At 58.2% G+C, this 18324-nt stretch carries 16 protein-coding genes; 9 read left to right on the top strand and 7 right to left on the bottom strand.

Annotated elements, in window-relative coordinates:
• Positions 1-28: 28 nt before the first annotated feature.
• The 4 genes from ACTJKV_RS15815 to ACTJKV_RS15830 are packed head-to-tail and all read right to left on the bottom strand — an operon-like array spanning position 29 to position 4969.
• Positions 29-1642 carry an ABC transporter ATP-binding protein gene (locus ACTJKV_RS15815; RefSeq protein WP_440599052.1) on the bottom strand — a complete coding sequence of 538 codons (1614 nt, stop codon included), beginning with the start codon at positions 1640-1642 and terminating at the stop codon, positions 29-31.
• Entirely contained in the window at positions 1639-2463 is an 825-nt protein-coding gene (locus ACTJKV_RS15820) for an ABC transporter permease (protein WP_112519696.1), read from the bottom strand. The genes ACTJKV_RS15815 and ACTJKV_RS15820 overlap by 4 nt, the downstream gene beginning before the upstream one ends.
• Positions 2460-3407, bottom strand: coding sequence for an ABC transporter permease (locus tag ACTJKV_RS15825; protein ID WP_112519695.1), 948 nt, complete (start codon positions 3405-3407; stop codon positions 2460-2462). Before ACTJKV_RS15825 ends, ACTJKV_RS15820 begins: the two co-directional genes overlap by 4 nt.
• Positions 3407-4969: an ABC transporter substrate-binding protein gene (locus ACTJKV_RS15830; protein WP_112519694.1), complete on the bottom strand. Its 1563-nt coding sequence runs from the start codon at positions 4967-4969 to the stop codon at positions 3407-3409. The genes ACTJKV_RS15825 and ACTJKV_RS15830 overlap by 1 nt, the downstream gene beginning before the upstream one ends.
• A 235-nt stretch (positions 4970-5204) precedes the next feature.
• Here ACTJKV_RS15830 and ACTJKV_RS15835 point away from each other — a divergent pair, with 235 nt between their 5' ends.
• Positions 5205-5471 carry a CBU_0592 family membrane protein gene (locus tag ACTJKV_RS15835; protein WP_062424346.1) on the top strand — a complete coding sequence of 89 codons (267 nt, stop codon included), beginning with the start codon at positions 5205-5207 and terminating at the stop codon, positions 5469-5471.
• A 6-nt stretch (positions 5472-5477) separates the two neighbouring features.
• Here the strand turns inward: ACTJKV_RS15835 and ACTJKV_RS15840 are convergent, their stop codons facing one another.
• Positions 5478-6368, bottom strand: coding sequence for a LysR substrate-binding domain-containing protein (locus tag ACTJKV_RS15840; RefSeq protein WP_062424345.1), 891 nt, complete (start codon positions 6366-6368; stop codon positions 5478-5480).
• Between the two features lie 125 nt (positions 6369-6493).
• Complete coding sequence (locus ACTJKV_RS15845) at positions 6494-6787, bottom strand: hypothetical protein (RefSeq protein WP_062441378.1); 294 nt, start codon at positions 6785-6787, stop codon at positions 6494-6496.
• Positions 6788-6938: 151 nt separating this feature from the next.
• Between ACTJKV_RS15845 and dinB the strand changes: the two genes are divergently transcribed.
• The 8 genes from dinB to ACTJKV_RS15885 all read left to right on the top strand — a co-directional run bounded on the left by dinB (position 6939) and on the right by ACTJKV_RS15885 (position 16642).
• Positions 6939-8036 (top strand): DNA polymerase IV, encoded by a 1098-nt coding sequence (gene dinB, locus ACTJKV_RS15850; RefSeq protein ID WP_112519693.1) that lies wholly within the window; start codon positions 6939-6941, stop codon positions 8034-8036.
• A 3-nt stretch (positions 8037-8039) separates the two neighbouring features.
• The gene (locus ACTJKV_RS15855) at positions 8040-8816 is read left to right on the top strand and encodes an exonuclease domain-containing protein (RefSeq protein WP_112519692.1); all 777 of its coding nucleotides are present in this window, start codon (positions 8040-8042) and stop codon (positions 8814-8816) included.
• On the top strand, positions 8813-9166 hold the full coding sequence (locus tag ACTJKV_RS15860; protein WP_440599053.1) for a hypothetical protein: 354 nt from the start codon (positions 8813-8815) through the stop codon (positions 9164-9166). Before ACTJKV_RS15855 ends, ACTJKV_RS15860 begins: the two co-directional genes overlap by 4 nt.
• A 473-nt stretch (positions 9167-9639) precedes the next feature.
• Positions 9640-11475 carry an ABC transporter ATP-binding protein gene (locus ACTJKV_RS15865; protein WP_440599133.1) on the top strand — a complete coding sequence of 612 codons (1836 nt, stop codon included), beginning with the start codon at positions 9640-9642 and terminating at the stop codon, positions 11473-11475.
• A gap of 39 nt (positions 11476-11514) precedes the next feature.
• Positions 11515-13050 (top strand): ABC transporter substrate-binding protein, encoded by a 1536-nt coding sequence (locus ACTJKV_RS15870; protein WP_112357988.1) that lies wholly within the window; start codon positions 11515-11517, stop codon positions 13048-13050.
• Positions 13051-13124: 74 nt separating this feature from the next.
• On the top strand, positions 13125-14048 hold the full coding sequence (locus ACTJKV_RS15875; RefSeq protein ID WP_062424339.1) for an ABC transporter permease: 924 nt from the start codon (positions 13125-13127) through the stop codon (positions 14046-14048).
• Positions 14049-14054: 6 nt separating this feature from the next.
• Positions 14055-14903 (top strand): ABC transporter permease, encoded by an 849-nt coding sequence (locus tag ACTJKV_RS15880; protein WP_062441393.1) that lies wholly within the window; start codon positions 14055-14057, stop codon positions 14901-14903.
• A gap of 5 nt (positions 14904-14908) precedes the next feature.
• A complete protein-coding gene (locus ACTJKV_RS15885) occupies positions 14909-16642 on the top strand; it encodes a M14 family metallopeptidase (RefSeq protein ID WP_440599054.1) in 1734 nt (577 codons plus the stop codon).
• A gap of 20 nt (positions 16643-16662) precedes the next feature.
• On the opposite strand, the gene ACTJKV_RS15890 is transcribed toward ACTJKV_RS15885, so the two are convergent.
• Positions 16663-18288 carry a sulfatase gene (locus ACTJKV_RS15890; RefSeq protein ID WP_440599055.1) on the bottom strand — a complete coding sequence of 542 codons (1626 nt, stop codon included), beginning with the start codon at positions 18286-18288 and terminating at the stop codon, positions 16663-16665.
• Between the last annotated feature and the right edge of the window lie 36 nt (positions 18289-18324).

Here is an 18324-nt window from a genome sequence, read left to right on the forward strand (position 1 = left end):
GAACGGCGATCCGAGATCGCCATCGTCCTCAAGCGGCGGGGATTGCGCGTTTTGCCAGCACCCCATCAAGCCAGTCTCGTCGCAGTTCCGGCACTGAGGTGATGAGCTGCTCGGTATAGGGCTTGTAAGGCGGGGCAAAAACATCTGCGGTTATGCCCGTTTCAACGATCACGCCATGCTGCATCACCATCGTCCGGTCCGCCAGTCTGCGAACGACACCCAGATCATGGGTTATGAACAGATAGGAGACAGACAATTCATCCTGCAACGAGCGCACCAATCGCAAGATCTCTTCTGCCACGAGGGGGTCGAGCGCAGACGTGACCTCATCGCAGATGATGAGATCGGGACGCGCTGCAAGAGCGCGGGCGATACAGACGCGCTGCTTCTGACCGCCCGAAAGCGCCTTTGGAAGTCGCTCGGCAAAGTCTCGCGGTAGTCCGACAAGATCGAGCAACCGTCCGACCTCGGAGGAGCGCTGATCGTCTTTCATGTTGAAATAAAATGACATGGGACGACCGATGATGTCGCCAACCGTCTGTCGCGGATTGAGGGCCACATCCGGTAGCTGATAGACGAGTTGTATACGGCGCAGCTCTTCCCGGCTGCGCTTCTTGTAGCTATCGGCCAGCCTGTGTCCGGCGAGTGAGATCACTCCCGACGAATGAGGCGGTAGACCCGCGATGACGCGTGCGAGCGTGGACTTGCCCGATCCGGATTCGCCGACAATGGCCAGCGTTTCACCGCGGCGTAGCATCAGATGGACATTGTCCAATACCTTTTTGCGCCCGTAATGAGCGGTCACGTCACGCACATCGAGCAAGACCTCGCCACTTTCGTGGTGAACGCCTTGCCCCGCCATGCTCGTTTCGCGTTCCGAGACAAGACGCTTGGTGTACTCTTCCTGAGGATGCTCGAGGATCTGCTCGGCGCTCCCCTCCTCCACCCGCTTTCCATGGCGCAAGACCGTGATGCTATCGGCCACCTGCGCCACCACCGCCAGGTCGTGCGTGATATAAAGGGCTGCAGTCTTGTACCGCTGGATGAGATCGCGCAGCAGCGCGAGAACTTCGATCTGTGTCGTGACGTCCAGAGCCGTGGTCGGCTCATCCAGCACGAGGATGTCTGGGCGGCATGACATCGCCATGGCAACCATGGCGCGCTGCAACTGACCACCGGAAACCTGATGCGGGTAGCGATTGCCGAAATTGCGAAAATCCGGCAGTTGCAGCGCCTCAAGCAGCTCCAGCATCCAGGCTTGTGCCTCCTGCCGGTTCATGATGCCGTGATAGAGAGGCCCCTCGACGATCTGATCGCCGATTTTCATCGCGGGATTGAAAGCCGCAGCAGCGCTCTGGGCGACATAGGCGATACGCGCGCCACGCACCGCCTCACGTCCAGCGCGACCGATCTTCATCAAAGAGATGCCATCGACGACGATCTCGCCGTCAACGATGCGGCAGCCATTTCGACCGTAGCCCATGGCGGCGAGGCCTATCGTGGATTTCCCCGCCCCCGATTCACCAATGAGGCCTTTGACCTCACCGCGGGACAGGTCGAGATCGATGCCATCGACCAGAATGGTGCCGTTGGGGGCTGCAACCTTCAGGCCACGGATTTGAAGGACTTTGTCTTCGCTCATCGATCCGCTCCTTGAATTGCACTGCGGCCCGCCAGCAACCAGTCGACCACAAGATTGATGCCGATGGTCAGGATGGCGATCGCGGCAGCGGGATAAAGCGGCGCATAAAGGCCGTAAAGAATAGCCTGCTGATTATCTTTCACCATACCGCCCCAGTCTGCGAAAGGCGGCTGGATACCGAGGCCAAGAAACGACAGGCCGGCAACGAAGAGGAAGGTAAAGCAGAAACGCAGACCAAATTCCGCAATCAACGGCGGCAGCGCATTCGGCAGGATTTCCTTGAATACCAGCCACAACAGACCTTCGCCCCGCAGACGTGCGGTTTCGGCATATTCGAGAACATTGATCCCTTGCGCAACGATGCGTGCCAGACGAAACACGCGGGTCGAGTCCAGCAGTGCGATGGTGACGACGAGAACCGGGATTGACGATCCCAACGCTTGCAAGACGACCAAAGCCGAAATCAACACCGGAATGCACATAACGGTATCGACGATGCGCGAGAGGATGGTGTCGAGCCAGCCGCCGAAAATAGCGGCGATGAAACCAAGCGTGATGCCGATGGTAAACGACAACAAAGATGCGGCGAGCGAAACGCCAATGGACATCTGCGCGCCAGCGAGAATGCGCGACAGCATGTCCCGGCCATTCTGATCGAGACCGAACCAGTGGGCAGCCGAAGGCGGATCGAAGGGCGATCCAACGATCTCCTCCTGCCCGAAAGGAGCGATATGGGGGCCGGCCAAGAACAGGATAATGTTGAGTGAAATGATGAACAGACCGATCCATGCCGTCGGTGAAACAGTACGCAGGAATTTCATCGGGCATGCCTCAGGCGCGGATTGAGCGCGATGGCCGTGACGTCGGCAATAATGTTCAAGATGACGTAGGCGGTGCCAAACACGAGCGCCGCCGCTTGCACCAGCGGTAGATCGCGTTTCGAAACGGCATCGACCATGAAGCGGCCAAGCCCGTTGTAATTAAACACCGCCTCGACCAGAACGACGCCGGTGATGAGGTAGGCGATATTGAAGGATACGACATTGACGATCGGGGCCGCAGCATTAGGAAGCGCGTGGCGGAGAACGGCCCGCTTCGTGCGTAGACCCTTCAGATAAGCGGTCTCCACATAGGCCTGATCCATGACGGCCAGAACCGCCGTCCGGGTCATTCGCAGCATCTGGGCAACCGTCACCAGAACAAGCGTTAGAGCCGGAAGCGTCGTCGCCTTCAGCCAGTCTCCCATGCTCATTCCTGGATATGTGTCCGCAAGGCTCGGCAGGAGATTGTATTGCACGGAAACGAACAGGATCAGCAGCAGGCCGAGGAAGTACTCGGGAAGCGACACAAATGCGAGGGCAGCGATATTGACGGCACGGTCAAAGACAGTGCCTCGCCAAATCGCGCTCAACAGCCCCAGAAGAACGGCAACCGGCACCGAGATCACGGCAGCGTAGAACGCAAGTGCCATGGTGTTCCAGAACCGTGGCCACAGAAGATCCGCGACGGGCTGCCGGCTGGCGAGAGAATTGCCCAGGTCACCGGTTACAAACCCGCCGAGCCAGGCAAAATATCTATGCAGCAGCGGTTGGTCGAGACCGAGGTCCGTGCGCAGCACAGCGAGAGACTCGGGCGTTGCATTCTGTCCGAGTATTGCTGACGCCACGTCACCAGGAAGAAGCTGCGTGCCGGCGAAAATAAGCGCCGACACGAGCAGTAGCGTCAGAATACCCAAAGCAATGCGCTTCAGGATAAGAATAGTCATTACGCGTCCAACCATACCTTTTCAGCAAGACGAGCACCCATGAAGTTGAACATCGGGTGCGTGGTGACGCCTTTGAGCTTTTTGGAGGTGGCGTCGAGATAATCGCCGAACATCGGGATCATCGCGCCGCCTTCGTTCGAGATCAGCGCCTGGAGCTCGGCATAGATTTCCTTGCGCTTGGCATCGTCCAGAAGTGCGCGGGCTTCGATCAGCTTCTTGTCGAAGGTCTCGTTTTTCCAGTGCGTATCGTTCTGTGCCGAGGTGGACTGGTATGCAATGGTCAGCATCTGGTCGGCAGTCGGACGTCCGCCCCAATAGGACATGCAGAACGGCGCCTTCATCCAGACATTGTCCCAGTATCCATCCGCTGGCTCGCGCTTGATCGACACATCGATCCCGCTTTTGGCAGCGCTGGTGCGGAAAATCGCTGCTGCGTCGACCGCGCCGGAAAACGCCGCGTCCGAGGCCGATATCTCGACCTTCAACGTATCGAGCCCAGCCTGCTTCAAATAGAACTTAGACTTCTCGGGGTCGTAAGGGCGCTGCGGCAGGTCGGCCGCGTAAAAGCGATCGGAACTTGGGATCGGATGATCGTTGCCGAGGCGGCCATAGCCACGCAGGGCGGTCTTCAAAAGCTGCTCGCGATCGATCGCATGCTTGATGGCGAGGCGGACATTGTTGTCCTTATAAGGCGCCTGCGTGCAATCCATCAGGAATGTGAAATGCTGGCCACCAGCCGACTGGACGATGTTGAGGTTAGGGTTGCGACGCAGGAGATCGACCGTCTTGAAATCGAGCTGGTTGATCGCATGAACCTGGCCGGACATCATGGCGTTGGTGCGCGCAGCGATATCATTGATGACGATCACTTCGACGGCGTCGACATGCGCGGCGTTCGGCTTCCAATAGTTGGGGTTACGCGTGAAACGCGACCGGACGCCGGGATCGTAGCTTTCGAACACAAACGGCCCCGTACCGACGGGTTTGTTGAAATCCGTCCATCCTTCGGGAACGACAAGGAAGTGGTAGTCGGAGAGAATGTAGGGAAGGTCGGCGTTGCCGCTTTCAAGGACGATCTTGATTTCGCTGTCTGAGACTTTCTCGACGCTTTTCAGCGCAGACGCGATCGAACGCGCTGCAGAGGTGGTCTCGCCGCGGTGGAGATTGATCGAGTAAATCACATCTTCGACGGTCAGCGCCTTGCCGTTATGGAAGGTCACCCCTTGGCGCAGCTTGAACACCCACTCCTTGGCACCCGGCTGCGCTTCCCAGCTTTCGAGCAATTCTGGAACCGCGTGATTGTTGGCGTCGATCTCGACAAGACCATTCATGATCATGAAGGCCTGATTGACGGGAACCCAGTCCTTCAAGATGCGCGGATCGAGATTGTCAGTCGTGCTACCGCCGCCGATACCAAGTTTCAGCACGCCCCCTTTCTTCGGCGTTTGAGCGTCTTGCGCGCTGGCATGTGTGATGAAGCCCGCAGAAAGCGCCGTCAGACCGGCAGCGCCGATGAGGAAGCTACGTCGGTCGAGCGAAAAGGAAGATGGGGAGTGTGTCATGGTGCAGTTCCCTGTTTTTATCATCGCCGTTCATGGGACGGCTCTCGGGGGCTTGGCCTATCGTACTCAGCGGTTCGGCACTAGAGACGGAGCCATAAGCTGGGGTATGATTTTTGCGCATGGGGTCATGAAATCAAAGCGTATCCGCTTGTTTGCGAAGCGGAGTACACGAGCGTCGCCGGAATGAGCCGGCGTGGCCAGGCGTCTATACTAGGCGGTTACGGAGTGCGTATAAATGGGGCTTGCGGACATTGTTGGCCTTGCAGGAGCAATTTTCTATCTCATCGCATATGCCCTGCTGCAATTGCGCATTCTGAGCGTTGAAGACGGTCGCTACACCATTCTCAACATCCTCGGCGGCGTTCTCCTGATCTATTCACTGATATGGAATTTCAATCTTGGCTCCCTGATTTCGCAGGTGGCTTGGCTGATATTCACTTTGATCGGTTACGCACGTTTCATGCTGGATCGTCGGCGCAGAGCGCGTCTGGTGCAAGCGTAACGATGATCAGCGCGCGGTTTGCTTGTTGTTTGCAATCAGCCAGTCGGCCACTTCGCGCACGATTTTTCGCTGATGTCGGTCAGCAGGCCGCATGAGATAAAATCGTCCTTCGGATCGCATCGTGTGGCTATGCACCGGAACGAGGACGCCACTGTCCAGTTGATCGCGGATGAGCCATGTCCAGCCGAGCGTCGTGCCGAGACTCTGGGAGGCAGCCGCGACACACAAACCGTAATCTCCAAGTTTCCAGTGCACTGCATCCTGCGGCGGGGACATCTTTGATGATCGCCACCAATCTCCCCAATCCTGCCACTCGCGCATGGAGTCTTCAATGGAAATGAGGACCGGCGCCTTCTGCTCTTCCAGCAACAATGCGCCAGCGCCAGAGACCGGGACCACCTCTTCCTGGCCGAGCTCAGAGAGCCAAACCCCGATCGGTCTTTCTTTGCGGTAGAAGATTGCAAGATCGAATTCGTCGAGCCGCAAATGCGCAACGTCGTCGGTAACGCGCAGCCTGAGTTCAAGCCCCGCAATATCGTTCTTCAGTTTCTTGAGGCGAGGCATAAACCACTGATCGGCGATCCCTCTGGAACAGGCGATCGTGATCTGGCTGGCCCCCGTCCAGGAGCGAACACCATCCGTTACACTTGCGATATCTAGGATCAGTCGGGAGACATCAATCGAATAATTCTCACCAACCGTCGTCAATCGCACGCCTGTCGGCACCCGTTCGAACAGTTTCGAGCCGATGAATGCTTCCAGCTTGCCGATTTGGCGACTGACCGCGCTTTGGGTCAGGCCGAGTTCGACGCCTGCACGGGAAAAACTACCGAGACGCGATGCCGCTTCGAAAACAACCAGCGCTTCAAGTGGCGGCAATCTAGAAAAGGTCTGCATTTTGATCCCTGACGTTGCCGGATCAAATACATCCACAACGCGGGATCATCAACGTCGTTATTGACTTAGGCGGCAAGCTCACATGCATGAACGCATGGCTTGCCACCTAAGCTTATCGCTTCGCCTCAACGGCCTGAAACTCGGATCGCACCGGCATCACCAAAACTGCGCTGAACGGCCTGCAGCTGGTCGGCTGCAATATCGACCGACACTTCGATCTCACCTTCGTGGGGAGCGTCGGCGCGCTTCACGTCGCCGCGTGACGATTCCGTTCCGGTGGTGTTTTCGTCGGAAGCCGACTGGATGAAGATATCTGGGCGAGCAATGCCGTGCTGCTGCACCAAATGTTCGACAGCAAGGTCGGCGGCCTCGCGGGTTTCGAATGTCGCGCGAATGGTACTGGTGGCGTTGTCGGCCATGACGGATCTCCCTGAGACATAGTGAGTAGGTCAAACTCCCCATCGGTCCGCTGGTTTCATCAACGCAACAAACTTCTGGCCGCGATGTCTTGGCGCATGCCACCACACATGCTATGTTCTTCTTTTGTTCGAAACAGCTTCTCTGGCCTCCATGAGCTTCAACGACCCCTCGCCGCTTCGCAAGATCATCCATGTGGACATGGACGCATTCTACGCGTCTGTCGAGCAGCGTGATAATCCTGATCTTCGCGGAAAGCCTCTCGCCGTGGGCGGTGCTGCGGCGCGTGGCGTCGTGGCGGCGGCGAGCTACGAGGCGCGCGCCTTTGGCGTGCATTCAGCCATGCCCTCCGTGACCGCAGCCCGAAAGTGCCCCGACCTGATTTTCGTCAGACCACGCTTCGAAGTCTACCGCGCCGTCTCGCAGCAGATCAGAGAGATATTTGCCGAATACACGTCATTGATAGAACCGCTATCGCTTGATGAAGCCTATCTGGATGTCACTGAAAATTTGAAGGACATGCCGATCGCGACTGAGATTGCGCTGGAAATCCGCGAAAAGATCAAAGAGGTGACTGGCCTCAATGCATCCGCCGGGATTTCCTATAACAAGTTTCTCGCCAAGATGGCGTCGGACCTCAACAAGCCCAACGGTCAGGCGGTAATCACGCCCAGGCGCGGGCCTGCATTCGTCGAGGGCCTCGCGGTGAAGAAGTTTCACGGCGTTGGACCGGCAACTGCGGAGAAGATGCGCAGATTGGGGATCGAAACCGGCGCCGATCTCAAGGCGCAGACCCTGCAGTTTCTGACACATCACTTCGGCAAGTCGGGGCCATATTTCTATGGCATCGCGCGTGGCATCGACGAGCGCCGGGTCCGACCCGACCGTGTGCGAAAATCAGTCGGTGCTGAAGACACTTTCATGCAGGATATTGATGACCTCAATCTGGCCACCGACGAGTTGAAGCCACTTGCCGAGAAGGTCTGGAGCTACTGCCAGGCCAAAGGTTTCAGCGGCAAGACCGTCACCGTGAAGATCAAGTACTCCGACTTCACGCAAGCGACGCGCAGCAGAAGCAGCGCTGTCCCCTTCGCCAACGGCAACGCAATCCTCGAAACCGCTGCGGGACTGCTCGCGACCGTCTATCCGTTCAAACGGTCCGTTCGCTTGCTCGGAGTCACTCTTTCCTCCCTCACCAACGAGAGCATGTCAGACGATGGGGAACAACCTCAGCTCGGCTTCGATTTATAATCGATGAAAGAGCCTAGAGAAGAGTTGAAGGTATCAGCGCAACGCATCCGCGTGATTGATCTGGAGACCGCCGGCAACGGCGCCAATGATGTTTGCGAAATCGGCTGGCAGGATGTCGCACTCGTAGAAGGGGGACGTTGGGCGCTGACGAATGAGCGCGGCGCCCGCTTCGTCAATCCCGGTCGCCCGATCACGGCTGACACAATGGCCATCCATCATATTCTTGACGAGCAGGTCGCGGACGCCCCGTTTTGGAAGGAAGTGGCGCCAAGCGTCTTGCGCCCCGAGGGAGGCGTGGTGGCCTTTGCAGCCCACCGCGCAGCCTTCGAACAGAGATATTGCACGGCTCGGCTGACGGGAGGATTGCCATGGATCTGCACGTGGAAATGTGCGCTGCGGGTTTGGCCCGAATTGCCGCGTTTTTCCAATCAGATGTTACGCTATCTGCGCATGCCGGAAGGCCTGGTGCATGAGATTGGTCTGCCAGCACACCGCGCCATGCCAGACGCCTATGTGACCGCCCATCACCTGCGCGATATGCTGAACGCCGCCTCGCTCGAAGAGCTCTTGGCTTGGAGCGCCGAGCCAGGGCTGCTGCCGCGCGTGCCCGCCGGTCCGGATCGCGGCAAAGGTTGGGACCGCCTGAGCACCGAAACGCTGATCAGTTATCTTCAAGACCGGGATAGCGACGTGCGCTTCAGCGCACAAACCGAGCTTACAAGGCGCGGTGAAATGGAAACGCAGCAGGACTTGGAACCGGCGCAGGGGTCGTTGCTGTGAGCAGTCGTGAAAAGCCCTTCTCTTACCCCGACACGCCGGATGGTCGGTACTTCGTGGTCCGCGGGCGCCTCTGGCGCAAAAGCGATCCCGCTCTGGATGAAGAGACCAGGATACGGTTGGTCAAGGAACTGATGGCCGCGAGGCGAGCAGTTCGGCAAGCAAGAGGCGATCGTGTAGCGCTGGCGCCAGCGAGAGCGCGGGTCGACGAAGCCAAGATCGCTCTCGGCGAGAGGGGAAAGGTGTGGTGGGACGATGGGGAGCCGGATCTCAATCGGCATCTCGTGAAAAACACAGCCTATGCGGCCTGGTTTTCGCAGCTTGCCGAAGAAGACCGCGCCAACGGTGACTGAGCAGATAGGGTGTCAGCTCAATTTCTGAATGCCTCGTCAAAGGCCCCCCAAGGGTTCCAGTCCCTCCATGTCACTCCCGTCGAGCGGATCGCGTTCGGCTTTTTCATCCGCGCTCGGCGGCATCCGGCTAAGATGCCTCAAACCCGAATAGTTCGGCCGGACCGCATCCAGTTTCAAACCGCGTGATCATGCCATGCTACGTAGTGCCCATCGCGTGCACCTCTCGCCCAATGCAAAAGCATGTGACTATTTGTAGGGCAATATGCAAAAATTGTTCAACAGGATGGACAGGATTGTTCGCCTTTGTTAGCGTCGTCCTGTATTGTGGAGGAAACCAGTACGATGCTGCTCATCGGCCCCAAAAGCGACCTTGTGACCAATTTTAGCGCCTGCGCAGCTGGCGTGGACGATGCTTATGTCCTTCACCTTTGCGACACTGGCACGGTCCTTGCACCAAGAGTGCTGGTATGAGCATGACGAAGGACATTACTTTTATGGACAACAGCAAGCCGCTCCTCTCCGTCCAAGGTCTGAGCGTTGAGTTTGGCGAAAGCCGCGTCGTGGACGATCTGTCTTTTACGGTGCAGGCGGGTCGGACTGTTGCAGTTGTCGGTGAATCAGGATCGGGCAAGTCCGTCACCTCACTCTCGACGATGCGTCTGGCAGATATGATGGGTGCGACCTATCCGACGGGGAAAATTCTATTTGAAAACAAGGATCTGTTGAGAACTTCTCAGAAGGAGATGCGGTCGATCCGCGGCAAGGAGATCGCCATGATCTTCCAGGAGCCGATGACCTCTCTCAATCCGGTTTTCACCATCGGCGACCAGATTTGCGAAGTGCTGATTTTGCATGAAAAGCTTGGCAAACAGGCTGCGATGGCACAAGCTCGCTCGCTTCTGGACATGGTGCGTCTGCCGGATGCGGCCGAACTGTTAAATCGCTATCCCCACCAGCTCTCCGGTGGCATGCGCCAGCGCGTGATGATCGCCATGGCGCTCGCTTGCCGGCCGAAACTTTTGATTGCCGACGAACCCACAACCGCACTCGATGTCACCATTCAAGCGCAGATCCTCAACATCATGCGCGACCTGCAGAAAAAGCTCGGCATGGGCATGGTCTTCATCACCCACGATATGGGCGTGGTGGCAGAGATGGCCGATGATGTCGTTGTGATGTGGAAGGGTAAAAAGGTCGAGGAAGGTCCGGTCAGGGAGGTCTTTGCCAATCCGAAACATCCTTATACGCGCGGCCTGCTCTCCGCTGTTCCCCGCCTTGGCAGCATGGAAGGCGAAGACTATCCCAAACGCTTGCCTTTGACAGTATTGCAGAATGGCGAGCCCGTCACCGTCGGGGAAGAGCGTGTCCAGGACACGGCAAAATACGATCAAAAGCCGCTTCTCTCCGTAAAAGATCTCTTCGTGCGTTTCGACATCCGCAAGAACCTGTTCGGCAAGACGACCCATCGTCTGAGTGCAGTCCAGAAGGTGAGCTTCGACATTCATGCAGGCGAAACGCTGGCGCTGGTCGGTGAATCCGGTTCCGGCAAGTCCACCATTGGACGGACCATCCAGCAATTGCAGAACGCTGTGTCCGGCGATATCTCTTTCAATGGGCGTAGCTTTTCGCAGATGTCCGCCTCCGAGCGCTTCCGCATGCGCCAGGAAGTTCAGTACATCTTCCAGGATCCTTTCGCCTCGCTTGATCCGCGCAAGACAGTCGGCTTTTCTATTGCCGAGCCCATCAACACTCACGGATTGATCAACGATAACAAGGCCGTGAAACGATGTGTTGATGAACTGCTAGAGCGCGTTGGACTAACGTCCGAACACGCCTCGCGCTATCCTCACGAGTTTTCAGGCGGCCAGCGGCAGCGTGTGTGTATCGCCCGTGCCCTCGCATCCGATCCAAAGCTGATCATTGCCGATGAAGCTCTTTCGGCGCTCGACGTCTCCATTCAGGCCCAGATCATCAATCTCTTCATGGATCTGCAGGCCGAACGCGGGCTGGCCTATCTCTTTATCAGCCATGACATGGCCGTGGTTGAGAAGATGAGCCACCGCGTGGCGGTACTCTATCTCGGTCAGATCATGGAGATGGGAAGCCGTCGCCAGGTGTTCGAAACCCCGACGCATGATTACACCCGCAGGCTGCTCTCCGCCGTGCCGGTCGCCGACCCGACTATCGAGCGTCGCATCGCCATGATCGAAGGTGAGATCCCCAATCCGGTGCGCCGCGTGGGCGACGAACCACCAATCCTTGTCCATCGGGAAATCAACCCAGGCCACTTCATCGCTCAAAGCGCCTGACCGATCCAACGTTCACACCATCTGAAGAGGAAACAGAAGATGAGAATAATCAAAAGGGGAATATCCGCTGCTGTGACATCGCTGGCTTTGGCCAGCGTTGCATTCGTGGCATCGCCCGCTCTTGCCGCCGGCAAAATGACCATTTCCAGCCCGCAGGACCCGGGTAGCTGGGACCCGATCGACACCTTTCTGGTTCAGTGGGCGGCGGTGGCCACCAACATCTTTGACGGTCTCACCTATCGCGGCCCGGATTTGAAACTGGTGCCGGGCTTGGCCGAATCCTGGGAAGAACTGGATGAAGGCAAGCGTATCCGCTTCAAGCTTCGCCAGAATGTCAAGTTCCACAACGGCGAGCCCTTTAACGCAGCCGCGGTCAAGTTCACCTTCGAGCGCCTTCTAGGCGAACAAGGTGCAAAGGGCCCACAGCGCTCCAACTATGTGTCGATCGAAAGCGTCGATGTTATTGACGACTACACCGTGGACATGAAGCTGAAGGCGCCCGATCCAGTGCTGCTGACCAAGCTGGCAGGCTACGGCGCCATGATCGTGCCACCGAAATACATCCAGGAAAAGGGCGAGGACAACTTCAACCTCAATCCTGTCGGCACCGGCGCGTTCAAGTTCGTGTCCTACGCACCGAAAAATAACATCAAGCTGGAAGCCAACCCGGATTACTGGGGCGGCGCTCCGAAGCTCTCGGAACTGGAATACCGCTTCATCGCCGAACCGGCGACCGCAGTGGCGGAACTTCAGGCTGGCCGTGTGGATCTGGTCATCCCGCCGACCATTCCAATCGGCATGATCCCTGTTATCGAAGGCGACTCCAAACTTGAGATCGTCAGCGTTCCAGGGCCCACGGTCGATGCGCTGCGTTTCAACACGCGCGACGGCGTCACAGCCGATCCGAAGGTCCGCAAGGCGATCATCATGGCGGTCGATCGCGGCACGATCGTGAAGTCGATCCTTGCCGGTCAGGCCTCGGAAATCGCCAGCTTCCAGAGTGCATTGTCCTTTGGCTACGATCCTGAACTCAAGCCGCTGCCTTACGATCCGGAAGCTGCCAAGAAGCTCTTGGCCGAAGCCGGAGTGAAGCCGGGCACGACGCTCCAGATCGACATTCGCGGCAATGACGCGACGATGAACGAAGTGGCTCAGGTCATTTCAAGCTACCTCTCGATGGTCGGCATCACCGCGACGATTAAGCCCTACGAAACCAACGTGCTGCTGAACGACATCATCCCGCAGGGCAAGACCGGCGCCATGTTCCAGCAGAAATGGGGCGGTTGGACCTTCGACTACGACAACACGGCCTACTCCATGTACCACTCCGGCGAGAAGTGGAACCCTTACGACAAGGACGAGAAGCTGGACAAGATGCTGGAATCCCAGCGCCCGCTGACCGACCGTGCCGAACGCGAAAAGATCCTCAAGGAGATCGGCAGTTACACCGCTGATCGCGCACTCGAACTTCCGCTTTACAACACCAATGCCATCTACGGCATGAACAAGCGGGTCAAGGGTTTCGTCGCACCACCGGACAACCGGTTGAAGCTCACCGACGTCACCGTCGAATAAGTCTCTCGACCCTTTGACGCATCGCCTTGCCCGTTTTGCGCGGGCAAGGCAGGACATTTCTCAAGGAAAAGCTCGTGGCCGGTTTTCTCATCAAGCGATTGCTGCAGGCGATTTTTGTCGTCATCGCCATCACCCTTCTCGTCTCCTTCGCGATCCGTCTGACGGGCGATCCCGCGGTCACCATGTTCCAGGGCGGCGGCAGCATGACGGAGGACGATCTTGCGCGCATCCGTGCAGCGCTTGGCACCGACCGGCCATTCTTCGTCCAATATTTCAGCTTCCTGAAAGGTCTCGTGACGCTTGATTTCGGACGCAGCTTTACAGGCAGTACCCCTGTTTCTCGACTGATTGCAGACGCACTCCCAGCCACACTGGCGCTCGCCTTCATCTCTATGGCTGTGTCGATCGCGCTTTCCATTCCGCTGGGGATCAAGGCTGCTACGTCACGCGGCAAGACGGCGGATCAGGTGATCCGCATCTTCTCGCTCGTCGGCCTGTCGTTTCCGAACTTCTGGCTCGCAACCATGCTGGTTCTGCTCTTCTCGATCACGCTCGGCTGGTTGCCGCCGAGCGGCATGGGGGGATTTGCAAGCTATATCATGCCGGCCGTGACAATGGGCGTCATCCTGACAGCGACCAATGTCCGGCTTGTGCGCACGGCGATGCTCGACACGTTGCGCTCGCAATATGTGATGGTGGCACGCGCCAAGGGCTTGAGCGAAAACAAGGTGCTCTACAAGCACGCGCTGCGCAACTGCGCCATTCCGCTCATCACCTATTTTGGCCTTCAGTTCGGTGGTCTGCTCGGCGGCATCGTCGTCATCGAGCGCGTCTTCAACTGGCCCGGGCTCGGTACGCTTGCCTTCGATGCGGTCGGCGCTCGTGATTATCCGGTTCTCCAGGCCGTCATCACTGTCCTGTCGCTGATGATCGTCGGCATCAACCTTCTGGTCGATATTGCCTATGGGCTTGTCGATCCGCGCATCCGCACGGAGTAAGAGACGATGGCTGCCAACACCTCGCGCCTCTCGCGCTTCAACAGTCTTGAATTCATCCTTGGCGCAACGCTGACGGTCGTGATCTGCCTTGCCGTCGTTTTCTCTGATGTCCTCTTTCCAGGTGGCGCGGAGAAAATCGATCTGATGGCGCGGCTCGCAAAGCCGTTTGCGAATGCCGCCCATCCATTCGGCACCGACCCGCTTGGCCGTGACGTGCTGGCCCGCGTCGTCGCCGGCGGCAAAATCTCACTCCTCGTTGGCTTCACCTCTGTCATCGGCGCGGTGATCTTCGGCGTGGCGGTCGGGCTTGTGGCGGGTTACTACCGCGGCTTCTGGGACATGCTGGTGATGCGCTTTGCAGACATTCAGCTCGCCATGCCCTTTATCCTGCTCGCGATCACCTTTATCGCGATTGTTGGGGGCAGCCTCACCAATACCATCATCCTGCTGATCGTTTCTCAGTGGGTGCAATATGCCCGCCTCGTGCGCGGCTCGGTGCTAACACTCAGGGAGCGCGAATTCATTCTGTCGGCCCGTGCTATCGGCGTGAAGGACTGGCGCATAATCCTCCAGCATTTGCTGCCAAACCTGATCGGTCCTGTCATCGTGCTGATGACACTGAATGTCGCCAACAACATCCTGCTCGAAAGCAGCCTCACCTTCCTCGGCCTCGGCGTCGATCCCACTATCCCAAGCTGGGGCGGCATGCTGGCGGACGGGCGTACCTATCTTCAGACCGCGTGGTGGGTCAGCGTCTTTCCAGGCTTGGCGATCCTTCTGACCGTTCTCGGTCTCAACCTCCTCGGCGACTGGCTGCGCGATAGCCTCGATCCGACCGGCAGAACCTCGAGGTAATCGCCATGAGCCCGCTTTTAAACCAGACTTTCACTCGAACGCTGGACGCTATTGTCGAGCTCGCCATTCCTGGCCAACCGCTGGAAGCCTGGACCTTCGACGACACGGAAAGCCGGAGAGAGGCGGAAAGACAGTTGCAGGAGAAGGGCGTGACTGCCCGCATTCGCAGCGCTTACAAACCTCTTCTCTTTGCCTTCTTGGAAGAGATCGACCTCGATGGTGTCGAGGCGATCGAAGTGCACTATCCGGTCCATGCCAACGCCCCGGCAAACCGCTTCCGCCTGGAGGCCTATCCGCTCGCGGCTCTGGGTGGTGAGGCGAAGATTGACTTCATTGCCCGTAACGACGATGACTTTCACTATGATGTCTCGCTGAAGCGCGGGGAGCAGATCGAGAGCGTGACCGTCCTCGCGCCGAACCGGGTGCATACGGATATCGTCGGCGAAATCAATGTCTCGCCCACAGGTTGGTTGAAGCTTGGCGGGCAGCCGGGCGAGCGACTGGCAACGGATTACGAGGAGCTCTTCGAAGCAGGCAACAAAGCCATAGCCGATCATGCCTGGGGCGATCAGGAGCCCTATTTCGAAGAGCTGAACATCCGCGTTGTTCACCCCGCGAAAGACATCTCGTTGCCGGTGGGCGATGAGGTCGTCAGCCTTCGCGAGGCGCTGCACGAGGATTTCTATTTTTCGCTTCTCGAATTTTTCCAGAAGAAGTCGGGCCGCCCATTGGGTGATCGAGGTCTGAGACCGGGACAGATCGTGCCTGAAATCGCCAAGAGCAATGGCGAAATTTCTGTCGTCATTGAGACGCGGGCGCTTACCACAGGTTTCTCCGACGGGAATGAGCAGCCGCTCGACACCGCTCAAGAGCCGATTGCGGAAAGCCAGGTGAGGAAGCTCCTGGCCAAAGTCGGCGGAGACGCTTTCGAAGCACGGTCCCGTTCCGGACGCATCCTTTCTGCCCGCTACAAATCCGGCGACGATGCCGCGGTGATGATCAGCGGCGGGCAACATCCGAACGAAACGACGGGCATTGTCGGCGCTCTTCGCGCGGCCCGGAAGCTCGGCCAGAGGAAGCAGGCCCACTTTACGATATCGCCGCTGGAGAACCCCGACGGATATGCCGTGCACCAGCGTCTTCGCCTCGACAACCCGCGCCACATGCACCATGCCGCGCGTTACACCGCGCTGGGCGACGATCTCGAATATCGGACCTCCGAGAACGCGGGCACTAACCTGTTCGAGAAGGAAATCCGTTTCAAGGCTGAGAAAAGGAGCGATGCCAAGCTGCATGTGAATCTGCATGGCTATCCCTCGCATGAATGGACGCGACCGCTTTCCGGCTATGTGCCCCGCAACTTCGCCATGTGGACATTGCCGAAGGGCTTCTTCCTCATCATCCGCCATCACCCGGACTGGGAACGTCAGGCCGAAGCGTTACTGGACAGGGTGACCCGTCATCTCGGTGCTATCCCTGGGCTTCTCGATTACAACAACCGCCAGATCGCGCTCTATGAAATCCACGCTGGCGAAACCGGTTTTCGGATCATCAACGGCTTCCCCTGCCTCTCATCCGTCGATGATCGGCATACCGTCCCGATGACCCTGATCACGGAGTACCCGGACGAAACGATCTATGGCGACGATTTTATCACCGGCCATACGGCGCAGATGGAAACGGTTCTCTCGGCCTATGATGCCTGGCAGGACATCATGCGCGAACGCGCATCTGCCTGATGCAGGCAGGCGCGCCTTTCTCAGGGCGCGCCACTGAAGGTATCGATCAGAGTTTGGCGAAGCGTGCTCATCGGTTGCTCCTTCGTCGTGTCAGCGGGCATCATACCGCTGGCAAATCCCTCGGCTTCGAAGCGCGCAACAAGGTCTGCATCATCGCTGACAATATGCACCGGCACCGCGCGTGACGCACCCTGCCCCGTGATGATCGACGCCGGCTGGTGATCACCGAGGATGACGTAGACCACATCTCGGCGCTGCCTTTTCATGAACTCCCCAAGCGTCGCCAGCGAATAATCGATGGTCTGTATATATTGGCGACGCACCCGGTCTGGAACGGCCCAGACGACGGACGGCGGGTCGCCGCTGACAGCCTGGTCATTGAAGGCGGAGCCATCGCCGACCTTGCCCCAATCGATGAGCGTCGGCACCGGCGTCCAGGGCGCGTGGCTGGATATGAGCGCAATCTCGGCCATGAGCCGTTGTCCGCGCTCATGGGCAGGCTTCAGCGCCAACCGATCGAAGGCAGACATGGTGTATTGATCCGGCATCGTGACCCAGTTGAATGGCTTGCCACGATATTGAAGGCCGGATGCCGACAGGATCTGGTTGTAGCCAAAATAGTCCGCTTCCGGCCAAGCCATGGTGATCGCCGGCATGACCGCCACGCTGTGCCATCCGGCTTGAGAAAACAGCCGGTTCAAGCTCGGCTGGTGACTGATCATCAGCCGATCGTAGCGTGCCTGACTATCGACCCACAGCCCGGACAGCAAGGTGCCGTGAGCAAGCCAACTCAGACCTCCAACCGTTGGAGACGTGACCCAGCCACTGGCCGCGTGTAAGCCCGCGGCTTTGAGCTGCTGATCGATGGCACCGAGCCGCCGACCTGTGACATCGGCGTAAAGAGGATCTTCGACTGCGGACCGCCCGTAGGATTCCACGAAGACCAGAATGACATCCTTGCCCTTGACCCTTCGGAAAAGATCGCGTCCATCCGTCGGACCGAGCCCGGTCGCCAGCTCCTTTTCGAAAGCTTGCATATCCTCCGCGGAGCGGACGACGAGGCTAAGTCTGTTCGACAAATAGACAGGCGTGCGAAGATCGACCCAAGGCAAGCCGAGCCACATAAGCCCTGCCCCGCTCACAAGGATTGCCGCAAACGCCGCAGTCAAAATCCGCCGCGTCGATCCCGTTGCGCTGGCCATCCATTTGAGCGACCTCAGAAAGATGCTTGCAACAAGAAGGAAAAGCAGACCGCCGCCGATCAGCGCTGCGAGCGCTGCCGGTGTGCCGATCGTACCTGAAATCAGGTTCCAGCCATCCTTCAGCATCTTCAGATCGAGATAGGGATTGAATGAGCGCTGGAAGGCGGACTGGACGCCGATGTCAGCCAGCTTCAGGAAAAGGACGAGAAAGACAATAAAGCCGCATAAGAAAATCACGATGCGCCGCAGCCAGCCCCTCGTCAAAAGCGTGGGAAGGCCGATGAGCGCCCATTCGAGCGGTAGCCTCGCGAAAGCTCCCACACCGAACGCGTCGGGGTGATCAGGCAGGTTGAAAGCGAGCAATGCAGCACCAGAGAAAAGCAATGCGCCGATCGCGGCTTTCAAGTTAATGTGTTTGCGGCTGAACCCGATTTTCCCGTTCACTTCAATCCACTCTCAATGCAGTGCGTATCACTGAGC

It is taken from the genome of Agrobacterium sp. 22117 (assembly GCF_052045735.1).
Lineage (GTDB): Bacteria > Pseudomonadota > Alphaproteobacteria > Rhizobiales > Rhizobiaceae > Agrobacterium > Agrobacterium cavarae.